15 protein-coding genes are annotated in these 17,359 nt (G+C 66.8%); 1 reads left to right on the forward strand and 14 read right to left on the reverse strand.

Annotated elements, in window-relative coordinates; translation table 11 throughout:
* Positions 1-145: 145 nt before the first annotated feature.
* The 12 genes from FB475_RS06420 to FB475_RS06475 form a co-directional block, all read right to left on the reverse strand.
* Complete coding sequence (locus FB475_RS06420) at positions 146-913, reverse strand: prepilin peptidase (RefSeq protein WP_141857837.1); 768 nt, start codon at positions 911-913, stop codon at positions 146-148.
* Complete coding sequence (locus tag FB475_RS06425) at positions 910-2,973, reverse strand: hypothetical protein (RefSeq protein WP_141853433.1); 2,064 nt, start codon at positions 2,971-2,973, stop codon at positions 910-912. Before FB475_RS06425 ends, FB475_RS06420 begins: the two co-directional genes overlap by 4 nt.
* Positions 2,970-3,614, reverse strand: a complete 645-nt coding sequence (locus FB475_RS06430; RefSeq protein ID WP_141853435.1) for a prepilin-type N-terminal cleavage/methylation domain-containing protein — start codon at positions 3,612-3,614, stop codon at positions 2,970-2,972. Before FB475_RS06430 ends, FB475_RS06425 begins: the two co-directional genes overlap by 4 nt.
* Positions 3,608-4,051 carry a type IV pilus modification PilV family protein gene (locus FB475_RS06435; protein WP_141853437.1) on the reverse strand — a complete coding sequence of 148 codons (444 nt, stop codon included), beginning with the start codon at positions 4,049-4,051 and terminating at the stop codon, positions 3,608-3,610. Before FB475_RS06435 ends, FB475_RS06430 begins: the two co-directional genes overlap by 7 nt.
* On the reverse strand, positions 4,048-5,253 hold the full coding sequence (locus FB475_RS06440) for a type II secretion system F family protein (RefSeq protein WP_141853439.1): 1,206 nt from the start codon (positions 5,251-5,253) through the stop codon (positions 4,048-4,050). Before FB475_RS06440 ends, FB475_RS06435 begins: the two co-directional genes overlap by 4 nt.
* Before the next feature lie 3 nt (positions 5,254-5,256).
* Positions 5,257-6,894, reverse strand: coding sequence for a GspE/PulE family protein (locus tag FB475_RS06445; protein ID WP_141853441.1), 1,638 nt, complete (start codon positions 6,892-6,894; stop codon positions 5,257-5,259).
* Positions 6,891-7,985, reverse strand: coding sequence for a type IV pilus twitching motility protein PilT (locus FB475_RS06450; RefSeq protein ID WP_141853443.1), 1,095 nt, complete (start codon positions 7,983-7,985; stop codon positions 6,891-6,893). Before FB475_RS06450 ends, FB475_RS06445 begins: the two co-directional genes overlap by 4 nt.
* An 80-nt stretch (positions 7,986-8,065) precedes the next feature.
* The gene (locus FB475_RS06455; protein ID WP_141853445.1) at positions 8,066-8,413 is read right to left on the reverse strand and encodes a type IV pilin protein; all 348 of its coding nucleotides are present in this window, start codon (positions 8,411-8,413) and stop codon (positions 8,066-8,068) included.
* Positions 8,414-8,460: 47 nt separating this feature from the next.
* The gene (locus tag FB475_RS06460) at positions 8,461-9,222 is read right to left on the reverse strand and encodes a CpaE/TadZ family protein (protein ID WP_141853447.1); all 762 of its coding nucleotides are present in this window, start codon (positions 9,220-9,222) and stop codon (positions 8,461-8,463) included.
* Between the two features lie 151 nt (positions 9,223-9,373).
* A complete protein-coding gene (locus FB475_RS06465; RefSeq protein ID WP_141853449.1) occupies positions 9,374-11,140 on the reverse strand; it encodes a helix-turn-helix domain-containing protein in 1,767 nt (588 codons plus the stop codon).
* 3 nt (positions 11,141-11,143) lie between these two features.
* On the reverse strand, positions 11,144-12,454 hold the full coding sequence (locus FB475_RS06470; protein ID WP_141853452.1) for an MFS transporter: 1,311 nt from the start codon (positions 12,452-12,454) through the stop codon (positions 11,144-11,146).
* Between the two features lie 15 nt (positions 12,455-12,469).
* Positions 12,470-13,198, reverse strand: a complete 729-nt coding sequence (locus tag FB475_RS06475; RefSeq protein ID WP_141853454.1) for a 3-hydroxybutyrate dehydrogenase — start codon at positions 13,196-13,198, stop codon at positions 12,470-12,472.
* Between the two features lie 146 nt (positions 13,199-13,344).
* Between FB475_RS06475 and FB475_RS06480 the strand changes: the two genes are divergently transcribed.
* Entirely contained in the window at positions 13,345-15,603 is a 2,259-nt protein-coding gene (locus FB475_RS06480; protein WP_141853456.1) for an FdhF/YdeP family oxidoreductase, read from the forward strand.
* 76 nt (positions 15,604-15,679) lie between these two features.
* Here FB475_RS06480 and FB475_RS06485 read toward each other — a convergent pair whose 3' ends face one another.
* On the reverse strand, positions 15,680-15,943 hold the full coding sequence (locus FB475_RS06485) for a hypothetical protein (RefSeq protein ID WP_141853458.1): 264 nt from the start codon (positions 15,941-15,943) through the stop codon (positions 15,680-15,682).
* Positions 15,944-15,978: 35 nt separating this feature from the next.
* Positions 15,979-17,346 (reverse strand): MFS transporter, encoded by a 1,368-nt coding sequence (locus FB475_RS06490; protein WP_141853460.1) that lies wholly within the window; start codon positions 17,344-17,346, stop codon positions 15,979-15,981.
* Between the last annotated feature and the right edge of the window lie 13 nt (positions 17,347-17,359).

Consider the following 17,359-nt stretch of genomic DNA (forward strand, 5'->3'; position numbering starts at 1 on the left):
ATTTGCCCCCGTGGAAGCCCCAGCGCAGCGTGACGACTATCACGTGCTGTAATGATCATCGGGCATGCGTCACAGGTTGTTACGCCGCTCACGCTAGGTGTTTTTAATCTAAACGCCCTAAACACCTGGTTAACAAGTTGCGGACTCAACCAAGCAGAGCGCCGTACCAGGCGGCCAGCGGAGCGGCCGCGAACACGGCCAGCAGAACGCCACCGATCATGAACGGCCCGAACGGCAGCGCCGTCTTCCGCCCGCCCTGCCGGAAGGCCAGCACAGCGACGCCGACAATCGCTCCGAGCACGAACGCCGCGAAGGCGCCGACGAAGAACGCCTGCCACGAGAGGAACGCCAGTACGCCGCCAACGAGCCCGGCCAACTTGACGTCTCCCCAGCCCATACCGGCCGGGTAGACGAGCACGAGCGCCAGGTAGAACGCGAACAACACTGCCCCACCGATCAGCGCCCGCCCGAGCGCCCACCAGTCGTGTTCCAGAGCCGAAGCGCCGGCCAGCAAGCCGAGGAGGATCGGGTACGACGGCGCCACGATCGCATTCGGCAACCGCCGTACGTCGAGATCGATCAACGCCAGCGCAAGCCCCGCACCCGTGAACCACAGGTACGCCGGAATCGCCCCTCCCCCAACCCGCAATGCGACCGCCGCGAACAGCAGCCCCGTCACCAGCTCGACAAGCGGATAACGCACGCTGATCGGCAGACGACAGTCAGCGCACCGCCCGCGCAACAAGATCCATCCCAGCACAGGGACGTTGTGCCTGGGCCGCACGAGACTCCCACACTGCGGACAGTGCGACGGCGGCCTAACCACAGACTCCCCACGCGGCACCCGGTACACCACCACGTTCAGGAACGACCCGACCATCAGCCCCAGGACGCCCGCAAACGCGGCGATCATCCCGGCCTCGACCAACTGAGCACGGTGACCTGCCGGTGTCCCGGACTCGGCGCCATCGGGTTCGTGTCGACCAGCGCGACCTTCGATCGCAGCACAGGTGTCCCACCCGTCGAACACGGTCCGGCACCGGCGCAGATGTAGGCAGACAAATACAGACTGAACACGAAGCCCGGCGAGTCGTCAGGCACCTCGATCACGACCCCGCCGTAGTTGAAACTGCCTGTTTCCTTCACCCACAACGATCGTGCGATGACGCCGAACCGGAACACCTGCTCTTGGGCGTTGTTGAGCGTGATGTCCAGAGCCGCCTTCGGGGCGTAGGTCGTGCCTTGCACATAGAACTTGTTCGCGGGGTCGAGTTCAGACGTGACAAGGGCACAGGTCGTCGAATGCCCGCCGCTGCGCATGTACGGACCGGTCGCAACGCAGCCGCTGCTTGCTCGGAGGGTTGGCGGCAGGAAGGTGAGCTCCAGCTTCAGGCTGTCCACGCGCTCGATCCCGGCATGCTTCACCGTTGCCGAGTACGTCAGCTTGGTGGTGCTCAGCGTTCCAGCGTTCGCCAACTGTGCCAGTTGCCCGGTCAGGCCCTGGAACACATCGACAGAGTCCGTGTGCACCGCGGTGTCGCCGTAGGAGGGGAGCGTGACCGTGTACGGCGTACCGCCTGTCGGGCTGACCTGTACGGACAGTGTGTCCAGTGTCGAGCCCGCCGTGTTGCCGTGAACAGCGACCATCTTGGCGGAGGTGAGGATGGAGCCCGCAGGGATCGGGGTGGTGGGCTGATATCCGGTGACAACTACTTTGCCCGTCTGTTGGTTGCTCCCGGTCTTTGTCCAGGTAGCGCTCTGGCCGTCGGTCTGGCTGATCCAGCCCGCGTTGGTGAAGTCACCGGTGTCGGAGACTCCGGACATAGTGAGCGCGTTGGACCCGGTCCACGCCACGGGAGAGTCGGCGCCGGTGGTTTGCCCGTAGACCGCGACCGGCGCCTTGTTGGTGTGGTACGAGCCGCAGATCTCGGCCTGAGCCGATCCGACGATCAGTTGACTGTCCCCGCCGAAAATGAACTGGACTCCGACCGCGTTGGCGTTGTTGATCGGGTTGTCACACGCGCCCGGAATGCTCGGTGGAACGGCCGGCTGCGCGATCGGGGTACCGGCGGCGTTGACGGGCGTGCCGGCGACAAGGTAGCCGTCGTCGATTCGCCAAATGTCGTTGCCGGACGAGAGGAACGGGCTCGGGTTGGTGCCGCCGTTGCGGAAGTCGAAGTAGTACGTCCCGGGCTTGAACCACCAGACGCTGTGCTTGCACTGACTGTTCCCATGCATCATCGTGGTCAGGCCCACGGCATCGTCGTAGGCGCCCGGCTCGAAGACGACCACGGAGTTAGCGGTCGTGCAGCTTGGCAGTGCCCGACGGACAGGCGCTGCGACTGCATCGGAAACGTAATTGGGGTCGTCCCCGAGCGGGTTCGACGCATTACCGATATTGCAAGCCGGGGCCGGTGTGCTCTGGATCGATCCGGTGCAGGAGGTTCGGGCGGACGCGATGGCGTTGGTGTTGAGGGTGCCGTTGACGACGTTGATGTTCGAGTTCGAGAAGACGTTGCCGTGGACCCGGAAGGTCGAGCCGGTGTTCTGGGTGATGTTGAGACCGTCCTCGGACGTCCGGCCCAGGGTCAGGATCGCGTTGCCCGGGCGGTTGCAGTTCGAGAGGGATGGGCATTGGATGCGGACCGTCTTGGGGTCGGCTTGGCAGGTTATGGCGGCTGAGTTCGAGCCGTAGAAGTTGCTGAGCTGGAGGGTGTTGCTCGCGCCGAAGCAGGGTTGACCGGCGTTGTCGTTGTAGGCACTGTTTCGGAGGTTGTTGATGGCGGCCTGCATGGCGCCGTCGGCGCTGTAGGTGTTCGATGCTTGGTCGCGGAGGCCGACCGTTGTGCGGACGCTGGTGTCGGAGAGGGTCAGCAGGGCGGAGAGGCTCAAGGCAATGACCGTAATCACGATCAGGACCAGTACCAGCGCCGCCCCTTCATCTCCCTTGGCGCGGGCGATGCGCTTTCTCATTGCTGCCTCCGCTGGCCGTTGAGCGTGATCGGGTAGTCGGCTGCCGAGCCTTTGGTGACCTGGAACGTCAGCGAGAGCTGGTTCGGTACGGCGGTTGCCTCGCAGGTGCTGGAGCACGTCACGGAGACGCTCCCAGGTTTCACGTTGTGGGCGAGGACGACATCGGCGGTGGGCGTCGTCGCCGGGCCGAGGCACTTGATCCGGTGCAGTTCGCTGACGGCGCCGACCGGCTGCAGGTAGTACGCGACGACGTTGGTCGTGGGATCGGTGTTGGAGACGGCCGGGTCCCACGCGTCGGACAGCAGCCGCACCACCGCAGCAGGAGTGGCCGACGTACCGCACGTGTAGCCGCCGGCGTTGTAGGCCGCGTTCAGCTGGACGGACTGCTTGAACGGTACGGCGTTCGCGTTGATGTTGGCCCAGTCCCGGAGGCCGAGCTCGGCGACGTCGCGGGCGAAGTACGACGCACTGATCTGCGCGTCGTGCGACAACGCGAGCCGGTCCGACGTGTCGGTGGTGTTCCGGAAGGCACCGATCACGACGTTCGCCAGCGGTACCGTGATGACCGCGAGGATCGCCACTGCGACGAGCAACTCGACCAGGGTGAACCCGTCGTCGGTACGGCGTACGCGGGTCAGCATGTCGTGTCCAGACCGCACGGCTTGCGCAGTACGACAGTGACTCGCTCCGTCGCGCGGCCGTCGGTGCTCGCGACCTGGACCGTCAACTGCTGCAGGCCGAGATCGGTCGTGCAGCTGGTCTGCCACGAGCTGCCGTTCCAGTACCGGATCGAGCCGGCGACGATCGACTTCGTGTAGCCGGTGGGGACCGTGAAGGACGACAGGTTGTACGGCGTGATCGAGCCGCAACTGTCCACATAGTTGCCGTTGGCTACGAATGTCTGGATCGCCTCGGCGTAGTCGCGGACCGCGGTGCCGGCGGTGGCCTGTTTGCGATGTACGTCGGAGACGAGCACGCTGGTGACCAGACCGGCCATGATGGCAACCACGGCGATTCCCATGATCGCCACGGCGATCAGTAGCTCCAGCAGCGATTCGCCGCTTTCGTCCTGGGTCATGTCTGCACCTGGCGGAAGATGCCGTACATCGCGGAGACCAGAGCGACGGCCACGAAGCCGACGATGAGACCCATGACGACGATGACGAGGGGTTCGAAGAGGCCGATGAGCTTCTTGAGCTTGTAGTCCAGCTCACCCTCATAGTAGGCCGCTGTGACTTCCAGCTGGGTGTCCAGCGTGCCCGTCTCTTCACCGACGCGCATCATCTGCGCGGCAGTCTTCGGGAACAGTTTGGTGGCGGCCAGTGGACGGGCCAGGCCCTCACCTTCCAGCAGAGCTTCGCCTGCCACGCCCAGCGAGCGGCGGAAGACCAGGTTCGGCAGCGACCCCGTGGCAACCCGCAGAGCCTCCGGGAGCTGAACACCCGCACCGACCATCGACGACAGGATCCGGCAGAAGCGTTCGACCAGCGCGAACTGGATCGTCCCACCGAGCACCGGCAGCGCGAGGAACACCCTGTCCCGCAGGTAGCGGCCGCCTTGGGTCTGGACGACGCTGAAGATGAGCAGTGCGACTACGGCGGCACCGCCGGCCAGCGCCCACCACCATGCGGCGAAGAAGTCCGTGACCGCGAGCAGCATGCGTGTGGGAAGCGGCAGCGTCGCATGCAGGCTGGCGAAGAAGTCCTTGAACCGCGGTAGTACGAAGGCGGCCAGCACAACCACCGTCACCAAGGACATGATCGCCACGATCGACGGATAGATCATGGCCTGCTTCACCTTGCGCCGTGCTTCCAAGTCCCGTTCCAGATACCTGGCCAGTTGCCCGAGTACCGTGTCGAGCTGACCGCTCAGCTCTGCCGAGCGCAGGATGCCGCGGTAGAACTCGGGAAAGATCTTCGGGTGCCGGTCGAAGCAGTCCGAGAGCTTCTCACCACCGCGAAGTCCGTGCTCGACCTCGCCCATCATCCGGCGTACCGAGGCGTTGTCCGACTCCTCGCCCAGCGAGTGCACTGCGTCGATGAGCGGCATGCCTGCCTTGATGAACGCACCCAGTTGCCGGGAGAGGTGCATGACCTCCTCACGCTTCACCCGGCGCGGAGTGATCTCCAACTGCAGGACACTGCGCTTCTCGGTGACCCGGATGTCGCGCAGCTCGCGTTCGTACAGTGCGAGCTCCGCGTCCTCACGGCTCTCCGCCTTCGTGGTGCCCTTCGCGACCTGGCCGTCCGGTGCGACCGCGACGTACGCGTATCTCGTCATCGGTCAGCTCCCGACCATGTAAATGGACCGCATGACCTCACCGATGGTGGTAATACCATGGCCGACCAGCCGGACGCCCTCCTCGGTCAGCGTGCGCATCCCCTCGTAGCGGGCAGCCTTGCGGATCTCGTCGTGGGAGGCGCGGTCCACGATCAGCTCGCGGATCGCGTCCGACACCGGCATCAGCTCGTACACCCCGGTCCTTTCCAGGTATCCCGTGTGAGCGCAGAAGTTGCAGCCCGCGCCGCGGACGAAGCCGTCGGACGGCAGGGCTCCACCGGCGCTGGCAAGGAAGGCCAGCTCTTCGGACTTCGGTTGGTAGTACTCGCGGCAGTTCGTGCAGATCCGCCGTACCAAGCGCTGTGAAACCACCGCGGTCACGGAGGACGCGATGAGGAACGTCTCGATGCCCATGTCCAGCAGGCGATGCAGCGCAGTCGCGGCGTCCGTTGCGTGCAGGGAGGACAGTACGAAGTGCCCGGTGAGGGCGGACTGTACGGCGATCCGCGCGGTCTCCACATCGCGGACCTCACCCACCAGGATCACATCGGGGTCCTGCCGCAGGATCGACCGCAGCCCACCGGCGAACGTGATGCCGGCCGCTTCGTTGATCTGGATCTGGTTGATCGAGTCGAACGTGTACTCCACCGGGTCCTCGATCGTCATGATGTTCCGCTCGGGACTGTTGATCTCGCCCAGCGACCCGTACAGCGTGGTGGTCTTGCCGCTGCCGGTCGGCCCGGCGCAGATGACCATGCCGTACGGCGCCCGCAGCAGACCCGAATACGTCGAAGCCATGTCATCCGGCATCCCGAGCTGCTCCAGGCGGTACAGCGGCCGGCTCTTGTCCAGCAGTCGCAGCACGACCTTCTCGCCGCCGACCACCGAGGTCGTCGAGACCCGGATGTCGACCGGTCGGCCCTCGACGTCCATGCTGATCTGCCCGTCCTGCGGGCGCCGGCGCTCGACGATGTTCAGATCGGCGAGGATCTTGATCCGGCTGACCACCGCAGGGCCGATCGACCCGGGCAGTTCGAGTACGTCGTGCAGCGCGCCGTCAATGCGGTACCGGACCCGGACGCGGTCGCCGTGCGGCTCGATGTGTACGTCCGAGGCACGGTCGCGCAGCGCCTGGGTGATGACGAGCTGGACGACCTGGACCACCGGGGCGTCGTCGCTGGCACCAGGGGCGTCGTCACGGAAGTCCTTGCGGACCGCGTCGCGGGCCTCGAAGACCTTGACCCGGTCGTCGATCCCGGTGAGCGCGCGGTACGCCGTACCGATCGCGTGCAGCACATCGGTCGGCGCGGCCAGCTTGACGATCACGCGGCGGCCGAGGGCTGCCTGTAGTTCCTGGTGCACGGTCGGGTCGGCGACCGCGGCCGTGACGACGTCGTCGTGGACCTCCAGCGGTACGGCGACCAGGGAGCGAGCAGTGCGTTCGTCGAGCAGGGCGGCCGCGGTCGGGTCGGGGCTGACTGTGCGCAGATCGACCAGCTGGAGGTTGTGCTGCTCGGCGAGCTGACGGGTCCTGGTCCGCTCGATGTGCAGGTCCTGTTCGGTCGCGGCCGGGAGTACCTCGGCGCGCGGCGCCGGCGCGGCGTGCCGCGGTTCGGGCTGGGTGGGCTTGCGGAGCTTCATGCCGTCACCCCCGCGTGCAGGCGCGGACGTGCCTCGACGTCCTTCGGGTAGAGGCTGCGCGCGACCGCATCGTCGTACGAGACGATGCCGTTCTGTACCAGCGTCGAGAGCGACTGCTCGAGCGTCTGCATGCCGTCACGCTGGCCGGTGACGACCGAGTTGCGCAGCTGATGCGTCTTGCCTTCCTTGATCAGGTTGCGTACCGCGGCGTCGGCGACCATCACCTCGTACGCCGCGACGAGGCCGCCGCCGATCCTTGGGACCAGCCGTTGGTACACGACACCGGTGAGGGCCGCGGCCAACTGGACCCGGACCTGTGCCTGCTGCTCACCGGGGAAGACGTCGATGATGCGGCCGAGGGACTGCGCAGTGTCGTTGGTGTGCAGGGTCGCGAACACCAGGTGGCCGGTCTCGGCGATCGTGAGCGCGAAGCGGATGGACTCCAGGTCGCGCATCTCACCGACGAGCAGTACGTCGGGATCCTCGCGCAGTGCGGAGCGCAGGGCGTCCGGGAAGCTTGCCGTGTCGCTGCCTACCTCGCGCTGGTTCACCGCGGACAGCTTGTGGTCGTGGACGTACTCGATCGGGTCCTCGACGGTGATGATGTGGCAGGCGCGGTCCGTGTTGATCTTGCCGATCATCGCGGCCAGCGTGGTCGACTTGCCGGAGCCGGTCGGGCCGGTGACCAGAACCAGGCCCTGGTGCTTGCGAGCGAAGTCGTACAGCACGGGCGGCAGGCCGAGCTCCTCCATCGTCGGGATCTCGCGCGGGATCATCCGGAGCGCCACGGCGGTGTCACCGCGCTGCGTGAACGCGTTGCCGCGAATCCGGGCCTCGTCGCGCCACGAGAACGAAAAGTCGTGTTCGTGCTTGGTGTTCCAGTCGGTCGCCTGTTCGGGGGTGAGTACCTCGGCGAGCAGGGCGTCGGTGTCGTTGCGGGTCAGGGGGTCCAGGCCGTGGACCGAGTACAGCCGGCCGTGCACACGGATCTGCGGCGGCATGCCCGCGGTCAGCAGGAGGTCGGTGCCGCCCGCGTTCCACAACTCTTCGAGCAGCAGGTCGACCCGGCTGCCACGAGCAAGACTGATCATGGTCGTCTCCAGGAGAAGGTCAATGGAAACCGGTGGAGAGGGGCGCTTGGGGTCCCCCCTCCCCACCGGGGTCAGGTGGATCAGCCGGCAGCGCAGCCAGTCGGCACGCCCGCCGCGGCCATCGTCAAGGCGCCAGTCGTCCCGTCGGCACTCGCTACATACTTCGGCGTGCCTGGGCGCAGGAACCCGTTGGTGACCAGGCCGCCCAGGTCGGCGTAGGCGCCCTTCTGTGCGTAGTTGGCTTCTTCGGCGACCGCGATGGTCTTGACCTCGGACTTGCAGGCGGCCAGGTCACCACGGTCTTGGATGCCCTTGACGGCAAAGACGACGATCCCCGACAGGATGCCGAGGATGACGATGACCATCAGGAGTTCGATCAGGGTGAAGCCGGACTGATTGCGCCGGGCTTCGTGGATTCGGTTGAGCATGGTGTTTTCTCTTTCTGTACAAAGGGTTTGATGGTTGTGAAGTGGTGCTACGCGGAGGGCGGGTCGCGGCTGCACCTCCCGTCGCTCGCGGCCAACGAGCCCGCGAGTTCGCGGATGGCCTGGCTGACGGGGTGGTCCGGGTAGCCGACGACGATCGGTTCGCCGCGGTTGATCGAGGCGGGTACGTCGGTCCAGTTCGGCAGCTGGATCGTGATCGGGCTGCGGAGCAACTGGTCGACGTCGGCCGCGGTGAGGCCGGTCCGGCTGTCCGATCGGTTGACGACGACCGAGCGCGCGCTCGCGTCGTACAGCACGTCGAGTACGTCGAGCGTGAGTCGCAGGTTCTTCAGCGAGGGGCGCTCCGGCGTTGCGACCAGCACTTGGTGGTCGGCCGCGTCGAGCGCCGCGAGTACCGAGGCGTCGAACTGTGCCGGGGTATCGACGACCACGTAGTCGTACGCGTCCGGCAGCACCTGCAGGAGTTCCTCGATCAGGGCCTGCGGCACCTGTGCGGCGGCTCCCGGCCCGGTCGGTGCCAGCAGGCAGTCGAGGTTCGGACGGAACGAGGTCATCAGTTCCGGCAGCTGCTCGGCGGTCAGGGCGCCGGACCAGCGGACCGCATCGCAGAGACCGCGTTCGGCGCGGAGTCCGAGCGCACACGCGACGTCACCGAACTGCAGGTCCAGATCGACCAGACAGACGTGCCGGGTGCCGAGAGCACACAGGGTCGCGGCCAGGTTCGTGGCCACCGTCGTCTTCCCGCAGCCGCCCTTGGCTGCGAAGACCGTGATGATGCGTCCCCTCGACATCCGACACCCCCCCGCCACCACTCTCTGTCACCGCAACCCGCGATGAAGCTGCCTAAAGAGTGATGTCCACCGCGAATCCGTCACAGCGGGTGAACGGATGACAGAGCCTGTCGTTCGGCCGACCTGCCGTCGGCTGAACGGACGACAGGGCTCAGCCGAGGGCGGAGTGGAGGCGGAGGGCTACCTGGATGTCGAGGGCGCGGGACGGGGACTGCCAGCCGTTGCCGAGGAGGGCGGTGATTCGGTCGAGGCGTTGTTGGACGGTGTTGGGGTGGATGTGGAGGGACGTGGCGGCGCGGGTCGGGCTTTGGCCGGCGGCGAAGTAGGCGTGCAGGGTGCCGATGAGGTCGGTGCCGCGTTGGGTGTCGTAGTCGAGGACCTGGCCGAGTACGTGCTGCACGTGGGTGTGTACGTCGACCTCGGACGCTCCGACGAGTCCTGCGACGCCCAGGTCGTCAGGAGTCGCCGCCTCGTTCGTACGCCCCAGCCGGATCATCCTGGTGACCAGGCGCGCCGCCTGGCGGTGCGCCTCGACCAGTGGCTGGCCCCAGGCGGCAGGGCCCGTCACTGCGACGGTGACACCAGTACGCTTCGCCAACTCGGACAGGTCCCGTGCAGCCGACACGGCCTTCGTACGGGCGAACAGCAGCACCAGGTCGCCGCCGTACGGACCAGATAAGACCAGCCGCTCCTCCAGCGGAGCAGACAGTCGCGCACGTACGCCGGAGTGATCACCGCGGCACACTGCGACGACGAGAGGGTCGTGGCGGTGCTGTGGTGCAAGCAAACGGAGTCGATCGGTCAGGGTGCGCGGGTCAGCGCTTCCACTGAGTACGTCGGCCAGTAGATCCGCCTGTGCACGTTGAGATTGCTCAGCGGCCTGTCGACGGAAGAGCAGCACCAGCGCCGTGACAACAGCTGCACGCTCCACGATGCGCTGATCAGCACCGGACAGGTCGTCGGCGCCGCCAATGACCAGGGCTCCAAGCCGCTCGCCCTTGGCCGTCGCTGCGACGACCCAGCAATCCTCAGTGCGAGTCAAACGACCAGACACCGACTCCTGCCACGGGACCGACGCACCAGGAACACGACCCGCGTTGGCGAGCTCGTTGCCGTTGGCATCAACCAGTACGACCCACACGTTCAGGAGCTCGGCAAGGGCGGCCGCGATGGCGTCGACATCCCCACCGGACAAGACGATCTCAGCGAAGCGGTCATGCGCGGCAGCTGCGTGCTCCACTCCAGCATGTGCTGCAGACAGCTGATCCAGCGCTGCAGCCGTCTCTGCGGCGGCCCGCACCTGTACCAGTGTCACAGCAGCCAGCGTGGCAAGTGAACCTAGTAGTGACACCTCGTCATGGCTGAACGGCCTACGAGTCCGGTTGGACGCGAACAGCACGCCGACGAATGCCCCGTCCACCACAAGCGGCGTACCGCAGATGGCTACTAATCCCTCCTCACCAACGGCGTCGTCGATCGGCAGGGTGTGCTTGAAGCGACGGTCAGACGGATAGTCCGCGGTCCAGTACGGCTTGTACGTTTCTGCGACCAGTCCCCCGAGCCCCGCGCCCAGCGGCAGTCGCAGCTGCTGGAAGGCCGCGGACACGGAGCCATCGGTGGCCCGCATGTACGTGTCACCACGTGTCTCGTCGTACAGGGTCAGGTAGGCGACGTCCGTCCCGACCAGAGTGCGAGCACGGTGCACGATGGTTTGCAGTACGCCGCCCGGGTCGCGGGCGGATGCCAGCTCGCGTGCTACGTCGACCAGTGCGGACAGCTCGGCCTCACGCTTCTTGCTGGCGTCCATGCCGGCCCGGATGCGCAGGGCGAGGTCGCGTGCCACCGCGTCCTCGCCCGCCGCGCGGGCCAGCTCGCTCCCGGGCGCATCCTCCGCCAGCAGGCGCAGCAGCTCCTCCATGGCCTACAGCGTAGTGAGGTCCCGGCGATGCGTTTCGGAATACGCCGTGACCGCGACGATCGAGATGACCGCGCAGACCGCGACGTAGACGGCGATCGCGTACCCGGAGTCGTACGCCTTGAGCAGGGCGACTGCGATGAACGGGGCAAGACCGCCCGCGATGATCGAGGCGAGCTGGTACCCCACCGAGACGCCGGAGTACCGCACTCGTGTCCCGAACAGCTCGGTGAAGAACGACGCCTGCGGTCCGTACATCGCACCGTGCAACACCAGGCCGACCGTGACCGCAAGAGCCGCGAGACCGAAGTTCTTGGTGTTCACCAGCGTGATGAAGACGAAGCCCCAGACCCCGACGCCGATCGCACCGATCAGGTACACGGGCCGGCGACCGATACGGTCCGACAGCGCTCCCCACAGCGGGATCGCGAAGAAGTGCACGGCCGCACCGATCAGTACCGCGTTCAACGCGAAGGACTTGCCCATGTGCAGGTGTTCCTTGGTGTACGTCGCGATCACGATCGTGAAGATGTAGTAGCTGACGTTCTCCGCCATGCGTGCGCCCATCGCTGTCAGGACCTCGCGCGGGTACCGCGTGAGCACCTCCACCAACGGCAGCCTGTCAGCCGGCTCTTCCTGCGCTCGAACTTGAGCCTGCTTGAACACAGGCGACTCCTCGATCCGCAGCCGCACCCACAGACCCACCAGGACAAGCACTGCGGACAGGAGGAACGGGATGCGCCAGCCCCACCGGTTGAAGTCAGCGTCCGACTGGAACGCGGCCAGCCCGGCCAGTACGCCGTTGGCAATCAGCTGACCCGCTGGAGCACCCGCCTGCGGCCAGGACGCCCAGAAACCACGCCGTGCCGGATCACCATGCTCCGACACGATCAGAACTGCCCCACCCCACTCCCCACCTAGTGCGAAACCCTGGATGAGCCGCAGTACTGTCAGCAGGACCGGAGCGAGCGCACCGACCTGCGCGTACGTCGGGAGTAGGCCGATGGCGAACGTAGCGAGTCCCATCATCAGCAGCGACAGCACGAGCAGCTGCTTGCGGCCCAGGCGGTCCCCGAAGTGCCCGAACACCACACCGCCGACAGGACGGGCGAAGAAGCCGACCGCGAAGGTGGCGAAGCTCAGCAGCGTCCCCGTGAGCTGCTCGCCCTTCGGGAAGAACAGGTCGCCGAACACCACCGATGCGGCGACCCCGTACAAGAAGAAGTCGTACCACTCGACCGTCGTACCGACGAGGCTCGCGCCGACCACCCGGACGATCGACGTACGTGTCTGGACTGGTTGTGTTGCTGCCGTCATGGCGGGCTCCTGTGTTTAGTGGGCGGTCCAGCCGCCGTCGAGTACGAACGAGCTCCCCGTGATGGAGGCGGACGCGGGGCCGCACAGTACGGTCACGAGTTCCGCCACTTCGGCCGGCTCGATCAGCCGCTTCACCGCGACCGGCTCGAGCAGGACCTTGTCCAGCACCTCCGACTCGGACAGGCCGTGGGTTGCGGCCTGGTCCGCCAGCTGCGCGGTGACGAGCGGCGTACGGACGTACGCCGGGTTCACGCAGTTGCTGGTCACTCCGTGCGCCGCACCCTCCAGTGCGACAACCTTGCTGAGTCCCTCCAGCCCGTGCTTCGCAGCGACGTACGCCGCCTTGAAGGGACTCGCCCTGAGTCCGTGGACCGAGCTGATGTTCACCACGCGGCCCCAGCCTGCGCCGTACATGTGTGGCAGCGTCTGGCGGATCAGCCGGAACGGGGCCTCCAGCATGAGCCGGATGAGATAGCTGAACCGCTCCGGCGGGAACTGCTCGACCGGTGCGACCTGCTGGACGCCTGCGTTGTTCACCAAGATGTCCACGTCTGCGGGGAGTTGCTGCAGGCTCTCGAGGTCGGACAGGTCGGCTACGACCGTCTCGACACCCTCCAGAGCGTCGAGACCAACCTGGTCGAGGTCGACGGCCACCACGTGGACGCCGTCCGCGGCCAGGCGCTGGGCGCAGGCGGCGCCGATACCGGACGCTGCACCGGTGACGAGGGCTCGACGGGTCTCCATGGCGGACGACTGTAGGAATCCCGAGGCGGCTGCGGTATGGGATGCGGCCACATATCCACGCGGTCATCGATGGGTCCGGAAGCCAGTTATCCACAACTCCGGCTATCAGGGCAGCGCTTGGGGATAGCCAGGCCTATTGTTGAAACATGGTCGATATCGAGCAGCCGCAGAAGAAGGCCGCCGGGGTGCCCGCGGTGCTGTCGTCGTTCAAGTTCGGCTTGCACGAGATGGGCCCGCTGCGGACCGGCAAGGTCTTCCAGAAGATGAACCAGGACGGCGGGTTCGACTGCCCGTCGTGTGCGTGGCCGGACCCCGACCACAAGCGCAAGCACGCCGCCGAGTTCTGCGAGAACGGCGCCAAGGCCGTCGCCTGGGAGGCCACCCGGAAGCGGGTCCCGCGGGCGTTCTTCGCCGAGCACTCGGTCGCGGAAATGGATCGGATCAGCGAGTTCGAGCTGGGCAAGCTCGGCCGGATCACCGAGCCGATGCTGCTCCGGGCCGGCGCCACCCACTACGAGCCGGTCGGCTGGGACGAGGCCTTCCAGGTCGTCGCCCGGCACCTGAAGGCGCTGGTCGACCCCAACGACGCCGTCTTCTACACCTCGGGCCGGACCAGCAACGAGGCCGCTTTCCTGTACCAGCTGTTCGCCCGCGCTTACGGGACGAACAACCTGCCCGACTGCTCCAACATGTGCCACGAATCTTCTGGTACGGCGCTGTCCAAGGTGATCGGCAGCGGGAAGGGCGCGGTCACGCTGGAGATGCTCGAGGAGTCCGAGCTGATCGTCGTCGTCGGGCAGAATCCGGGCACGAACGCGCCGCGGATGCTCAGCCATCTGGAGATCGCCAAACGCAACGGCGGCTCGATCGTCTCGGTGAACCCGTTGCCCGAGCCCGGCCTGAAGCGGTTCATGAACCCGCAACGCCCGCGCGGCTGGGTCGGCAAGGGCACCGAGCTCGCCGACCAGCACCTGCAGATCCGGATCGGTGGCGATCAGGCGCTGTTCCTGGCCCTCGGCCACTTGCTGCTGGAGGCCGAGGCCGCCGCCCCGGGCACGGTCCTGGACAAGTCGTTCATCGAATCGCACACCAGCGGCTTCGAGCTCTACTCCAAGCACAACGCCGAGCTGGACTGGGCGGCCGTCGAACAGGCGACCGGGTTGCGGCGGGCCGAGATCGAGGAGCTGGCGCAGCGGTTCATCAAGTCCAAGGCGACCGTGATCTGCTGGGCGATGGGCCTGACGCAGCACCGGGACGCGGTCGCGACGATCAGGGAGATCGTCAATGTGCTGCTGCTCCAGGGCAACATCGGCAAGCCGGGCGCCGGCCCCTGCCCAGTGCGCGGGCACTCCAACGTGCAGGGCGACCGGAGCATGGGCATCTGGGAGAAGATGCCGGACGCCTTCCTGGACAAACTGGACCGCGAGTTCTCGTTCACGTCGCCGCGGGAGCACGGGATCGACGCGGCCGCGACCGTGAAGAGGCTGCGGGACGGTGCCGTGCGCGTGTTCTTCGCGATGGGCGGCAACTTCGCGATGGCCACTCCCGACACAGAGGTCGTACACCGCGGGCTACGGGAGTGCGACTTGACCGTCCACGTGTCGACCAAGCTCAACCGGTCCCACACCGTGACCGGCCGGGAGGCGCTGATCCTGCCGACGCTCGGGCGCACCGACCACGACCACACCCCGGCGGGGCCGCAGTCGGTCACGGTCGAGGACTCGCAAGGCGCCGTACACCTGTCCACCGGCAACCTGACCCCGCCGGCACCGGAGATGAAGAGCGAGATCGGGATCATTTGCGGGCTCGCGCAGCACGTCGTACCGGACGTCGGGCAGATCCCGTGGGCGGACTTCGCCGACGACTACAGCCTGATCCGGCAGCGGATCGGGCGGGTGGCCGACGGGTACGAGGACTTCGAGGAACGGCTACGGGCCAACGAGGGTGGGTTCCTGCTCGCGCACGCGGCCCGGGACAAGCGTGAGTTCAAGACGTCGGATGCGCGCGCGCAGTTCACCGCCAACGATCTGACTTGGTTGCCGACGGCACCTGGGCGGTTGTTGCTGCAGACGTTGCGGAGCCACGATCAGTTCAACACGACGATCTATGGGCTCGAGGATCGGTACCGCGGGGTGCACGGGACGCGCGAGGTCGTGTTCGTGCATCCGGACGATCTGGCGGACCTCGGGCTGCAGGACGGTCAGTACGTCGACATCGTGAGCGAGTTCGAGGGGGTCGAGCGGCGGGCGTCGCACTTCCAGCTGGTGTCCTATCCGACGGCCCGCGGGTGCGTGGCGGCGTACTACCCGGAGACCAACGTGCTGATGTCGGCCGATGACCTGGCGAAGGGCAGCAACACCCCGGTTGCCAAAGGTCTGACGGTCAGGCTGGAGCCGCGCAGCTGACGCCCGGTCGTCACGATCACAGCCGGCGGGGCCGTACCACTGCTGTCGTCGCCGGGCGGGTCGGAGGGCAGTGGCTTCAGGCCAGCCAGGAGCCGGTGCCGTCCCAGGCGTACTCGAGTTCGTCGGCGACAACGGGATCCGGCAGCCGGGAGGCGACCTCAGCTATCGCCGCACGCATCGACGCGATCCCGCCGTGTGCGTGCAGTTGGCGGCCAAGCTCGCGAGCACGGGCCTCACCGGGACCGCCGTCCAGGTACTTTTCGGCCTTGCCGATCTCCGTCAACTCCTTGACGACGGCCTGCAGGTCCAGGCCGCCGGGCTTTGGCGATGCGTCGGTCACCTGTACTCCGATCCGATCGAGCTCCCCAGCATTCGTCACTCGGCACCGGGACGCAACTGCCGTCTGACCCACGGTTGGAGTGCGGCGAGCACGGCGGCGACCGCGGCGCTCGTGAGCCAGAGTCCTGTCGGACCGGACGTTTTGAGGAGCTGGGTGACGGTGATGGGTGCGATCGTGGTCGCGATACCCCAGCTCAGGCCGAAGATCGCGAGGTAGCGCCCGCGCGCGTTGTCCGGGGCGAGTCCGGAGGCTTGGGTGAGGTAACGGGTCAGCAGGAAGAGGTCCCCGAGGCTCCAGAGGACGGCGGCCAGGAGGAAGACGAGGAGCGTGTGGGCGAAGGCGCTGGCGATCAGACCGGTTGCCAGTAGTACGTAGCCGATCGCGATCGATCGGAAGTCGTCGAGTTTCTGGACGCGCAGGAGCCGCTGGGCGACGATCAGAACCAGTGCCGAGACCGCGAGAATCACGCCCGTACCGGACTTGGGGATGCCCTGCTCGAGCAGCGTCAGCGGAATACCGATGACGAGCTGCATGTAGATCGTCGCGAAGACGGTTCCACTTGCCAGCAACAACAACAACCGCCGATCCCGCCATGCAGATCCCCCATTCCCAAGCCCACCCTCCACCTCCAGCCCCGCATCGCCACGCCCCTCCGCCTCGCCGCGCCCCTCCAGCTCCGCGTGGACCCGCCCCTCTGCCTCCGTGTGGCCGCGCCTCTCCAACTCCCCGTAGACCCGGCCCTCCGCCTCCATGTGGCCGCGTCCCTCCGCCTGCGTACGACGCAGGACGCTGACCGGCGGCTCGCGTCGTACGCCGGTGCGAGTGTCCCGGCGTACATCAGCTGGTAACGCCAGCGCGACCAGCGTGGCGCAGGAGAGGCAGGTGAGCGCGTCGGCGACGAAGAGCCAGCGGAGGTCCCAGTGGCTGATTGCCGCCGCCAGTAGTCCGGCGAGGACGCCGGCCGCGGCGAGGGCAGCGCTGTAGAGGCCGTAGGCGGCGGGGCGATCCTCCGGTGCGGTGACGTCGGCGATCATCGCCTGGCTCGGCGGCTCGTAGATCTCGAACGCCAGGCCCAGCAGGACGGTCGCGAGTACCGCGGACCACAGCGCGTGGCTGAGCGCGATCCACAACTGCGAGACCGCACACCCCACCAGCCCCAGGACGATCGTCCGGCGACGCCCGAGCCGATCCGCCAACTGACCGCCGAGCAGCCTCGACGGGATGGTCGCCGCGCCGAAGATCGCCAGGATGAGCCCGGTCTGACTCAGCGACGCCCGGAATTCGACGGTCAGCACCACCCCGAGGAAGGGCAGCGTGAACGCCCCGATCTTGTTGACCGCCCGCGCGACGATCAGGATCCAGACGGTCCGCGAGAGCCCTCTGGTCGCGACAACAACGCTCATCCAAGAACCCCAT

The organism is Kribbella jejuensis (assembly GCF_006715085.1).
In the GTDB taxonomy this organism is placed as follows: Bacteria; Actinomycetota; Actinomycetes; order Propionibacteriales; family Kribbellaceae; genus Kribbella; species Kribbella jejuensis.

What these genes read in the sequence shown, in the direction of transcription:
- FB475_RS06420 (WP_141857837.1), bottom strand. Translation starts at nt 913, where the DNA reads ATGATCGCCGCGTTTGCGGGCGTCCTGGGGCTGATGGTCGGGTCGTTC.
- FB475_RS06425 (WP_141853433.1), bottom strand. Translation starts at nt 2,973, where the DNA reads ATGAGAAAGCGCATCGCCCGCGCCAAGGGAGATGAAGGGGCGGCGCTG.
- FB475_RS06430 (WP_141853435.1), bottom strand. Translation starts at nt 3,614, where the DNA reads ATGCTGACCCGCGTACGCCGTACCGACGACGGGTTCACCCTGGTCGAG.
- FB475_RS06435 (WP_141853437.1), bottom strand. Translation starts at nt 4,051, where the DNA reads ATGACCCAGGACGAAAGCGGCGAATCGCTGCTGGAGCTACTGATCGCC.
- FB475_RS06440 (WP_141853439.1), bottom strand. Translation starts at nt 5,253, where the DNA reads ATGACGAGATACGCGTACGTCGCGGTCGCACCGGACGGCCAGGTCGCG.
- FB475_RS06445 (WP_141853441.1), bottom strand. Translation starts at nt 6,894, where the DNA reads ATGAAGCTCCGCAAGCCCACCCAGCCCGAACCGCGGCACGCCGCGCCG.
- FB475_RS06450 (WP_141853443.1), bottom strand. Translation starts at nt 7,985, where the DNA reads ATGATCAGTCTTGCTCGTGGCAGCCGGGTCGACCTGCTGCTCGAAGAG.
- FB475_RS06455 (WP_141853445.1), bottom strand. Translation starts at nt 8,413, where the DNA reads ATGCTCAACCGAATCCACGAAGCCCGGCGCAATCAGTCCGGCTTCACC.
- FB475_RS06460 (WP_141853447.1), bottom strand. Translation starts at nt 9,222, where the DNA reads ATGTCGAGGGGACGCATCATCACGGTCTTCGCAGCCAAGGGCGGCTGC.
- FB475_RS06465 (WP_141853449.1), bottom strand. Translation starts at nt 11,140, where the DNA reads ATGGAGGAGCTGCTGCGCCTGCTGGCGGAGGATGCGCCCGGGAGCGAG.
- FB475_RS06470 (WP_141853452.1), bottom strand. Translation starts at nt 12,454, where the DNA reads ATGACGGCAGCAACACAACCAGTCCAGACACGTACGTCGATCGTCCGG.
- FB475_RS06475 (WP_141853454.1), bottom strand. Translation starts at nt 13,198, where the DNA reads ATGGAGACCCGTCGAGCCCTCGTCACCGGTGCAGCGTCCGGTATCGGC.
- FB475_RS06480 (WP_141853456.1), top strand. Translation starts at nt 13,345, where the DNA reads ATGGTCGATATCGAGCAGCCGCAGAAGAAGGCCGCCGGGGTGCCCGCG.
- FB475_RS06490 (WP_141853460.1), bottom strand. Translation starts at nt 17,346, where the DNA reads ATGAGCGTTGTTGTCGCGACCAGAGGGCTCTCGCGGACCGTCTGGATC.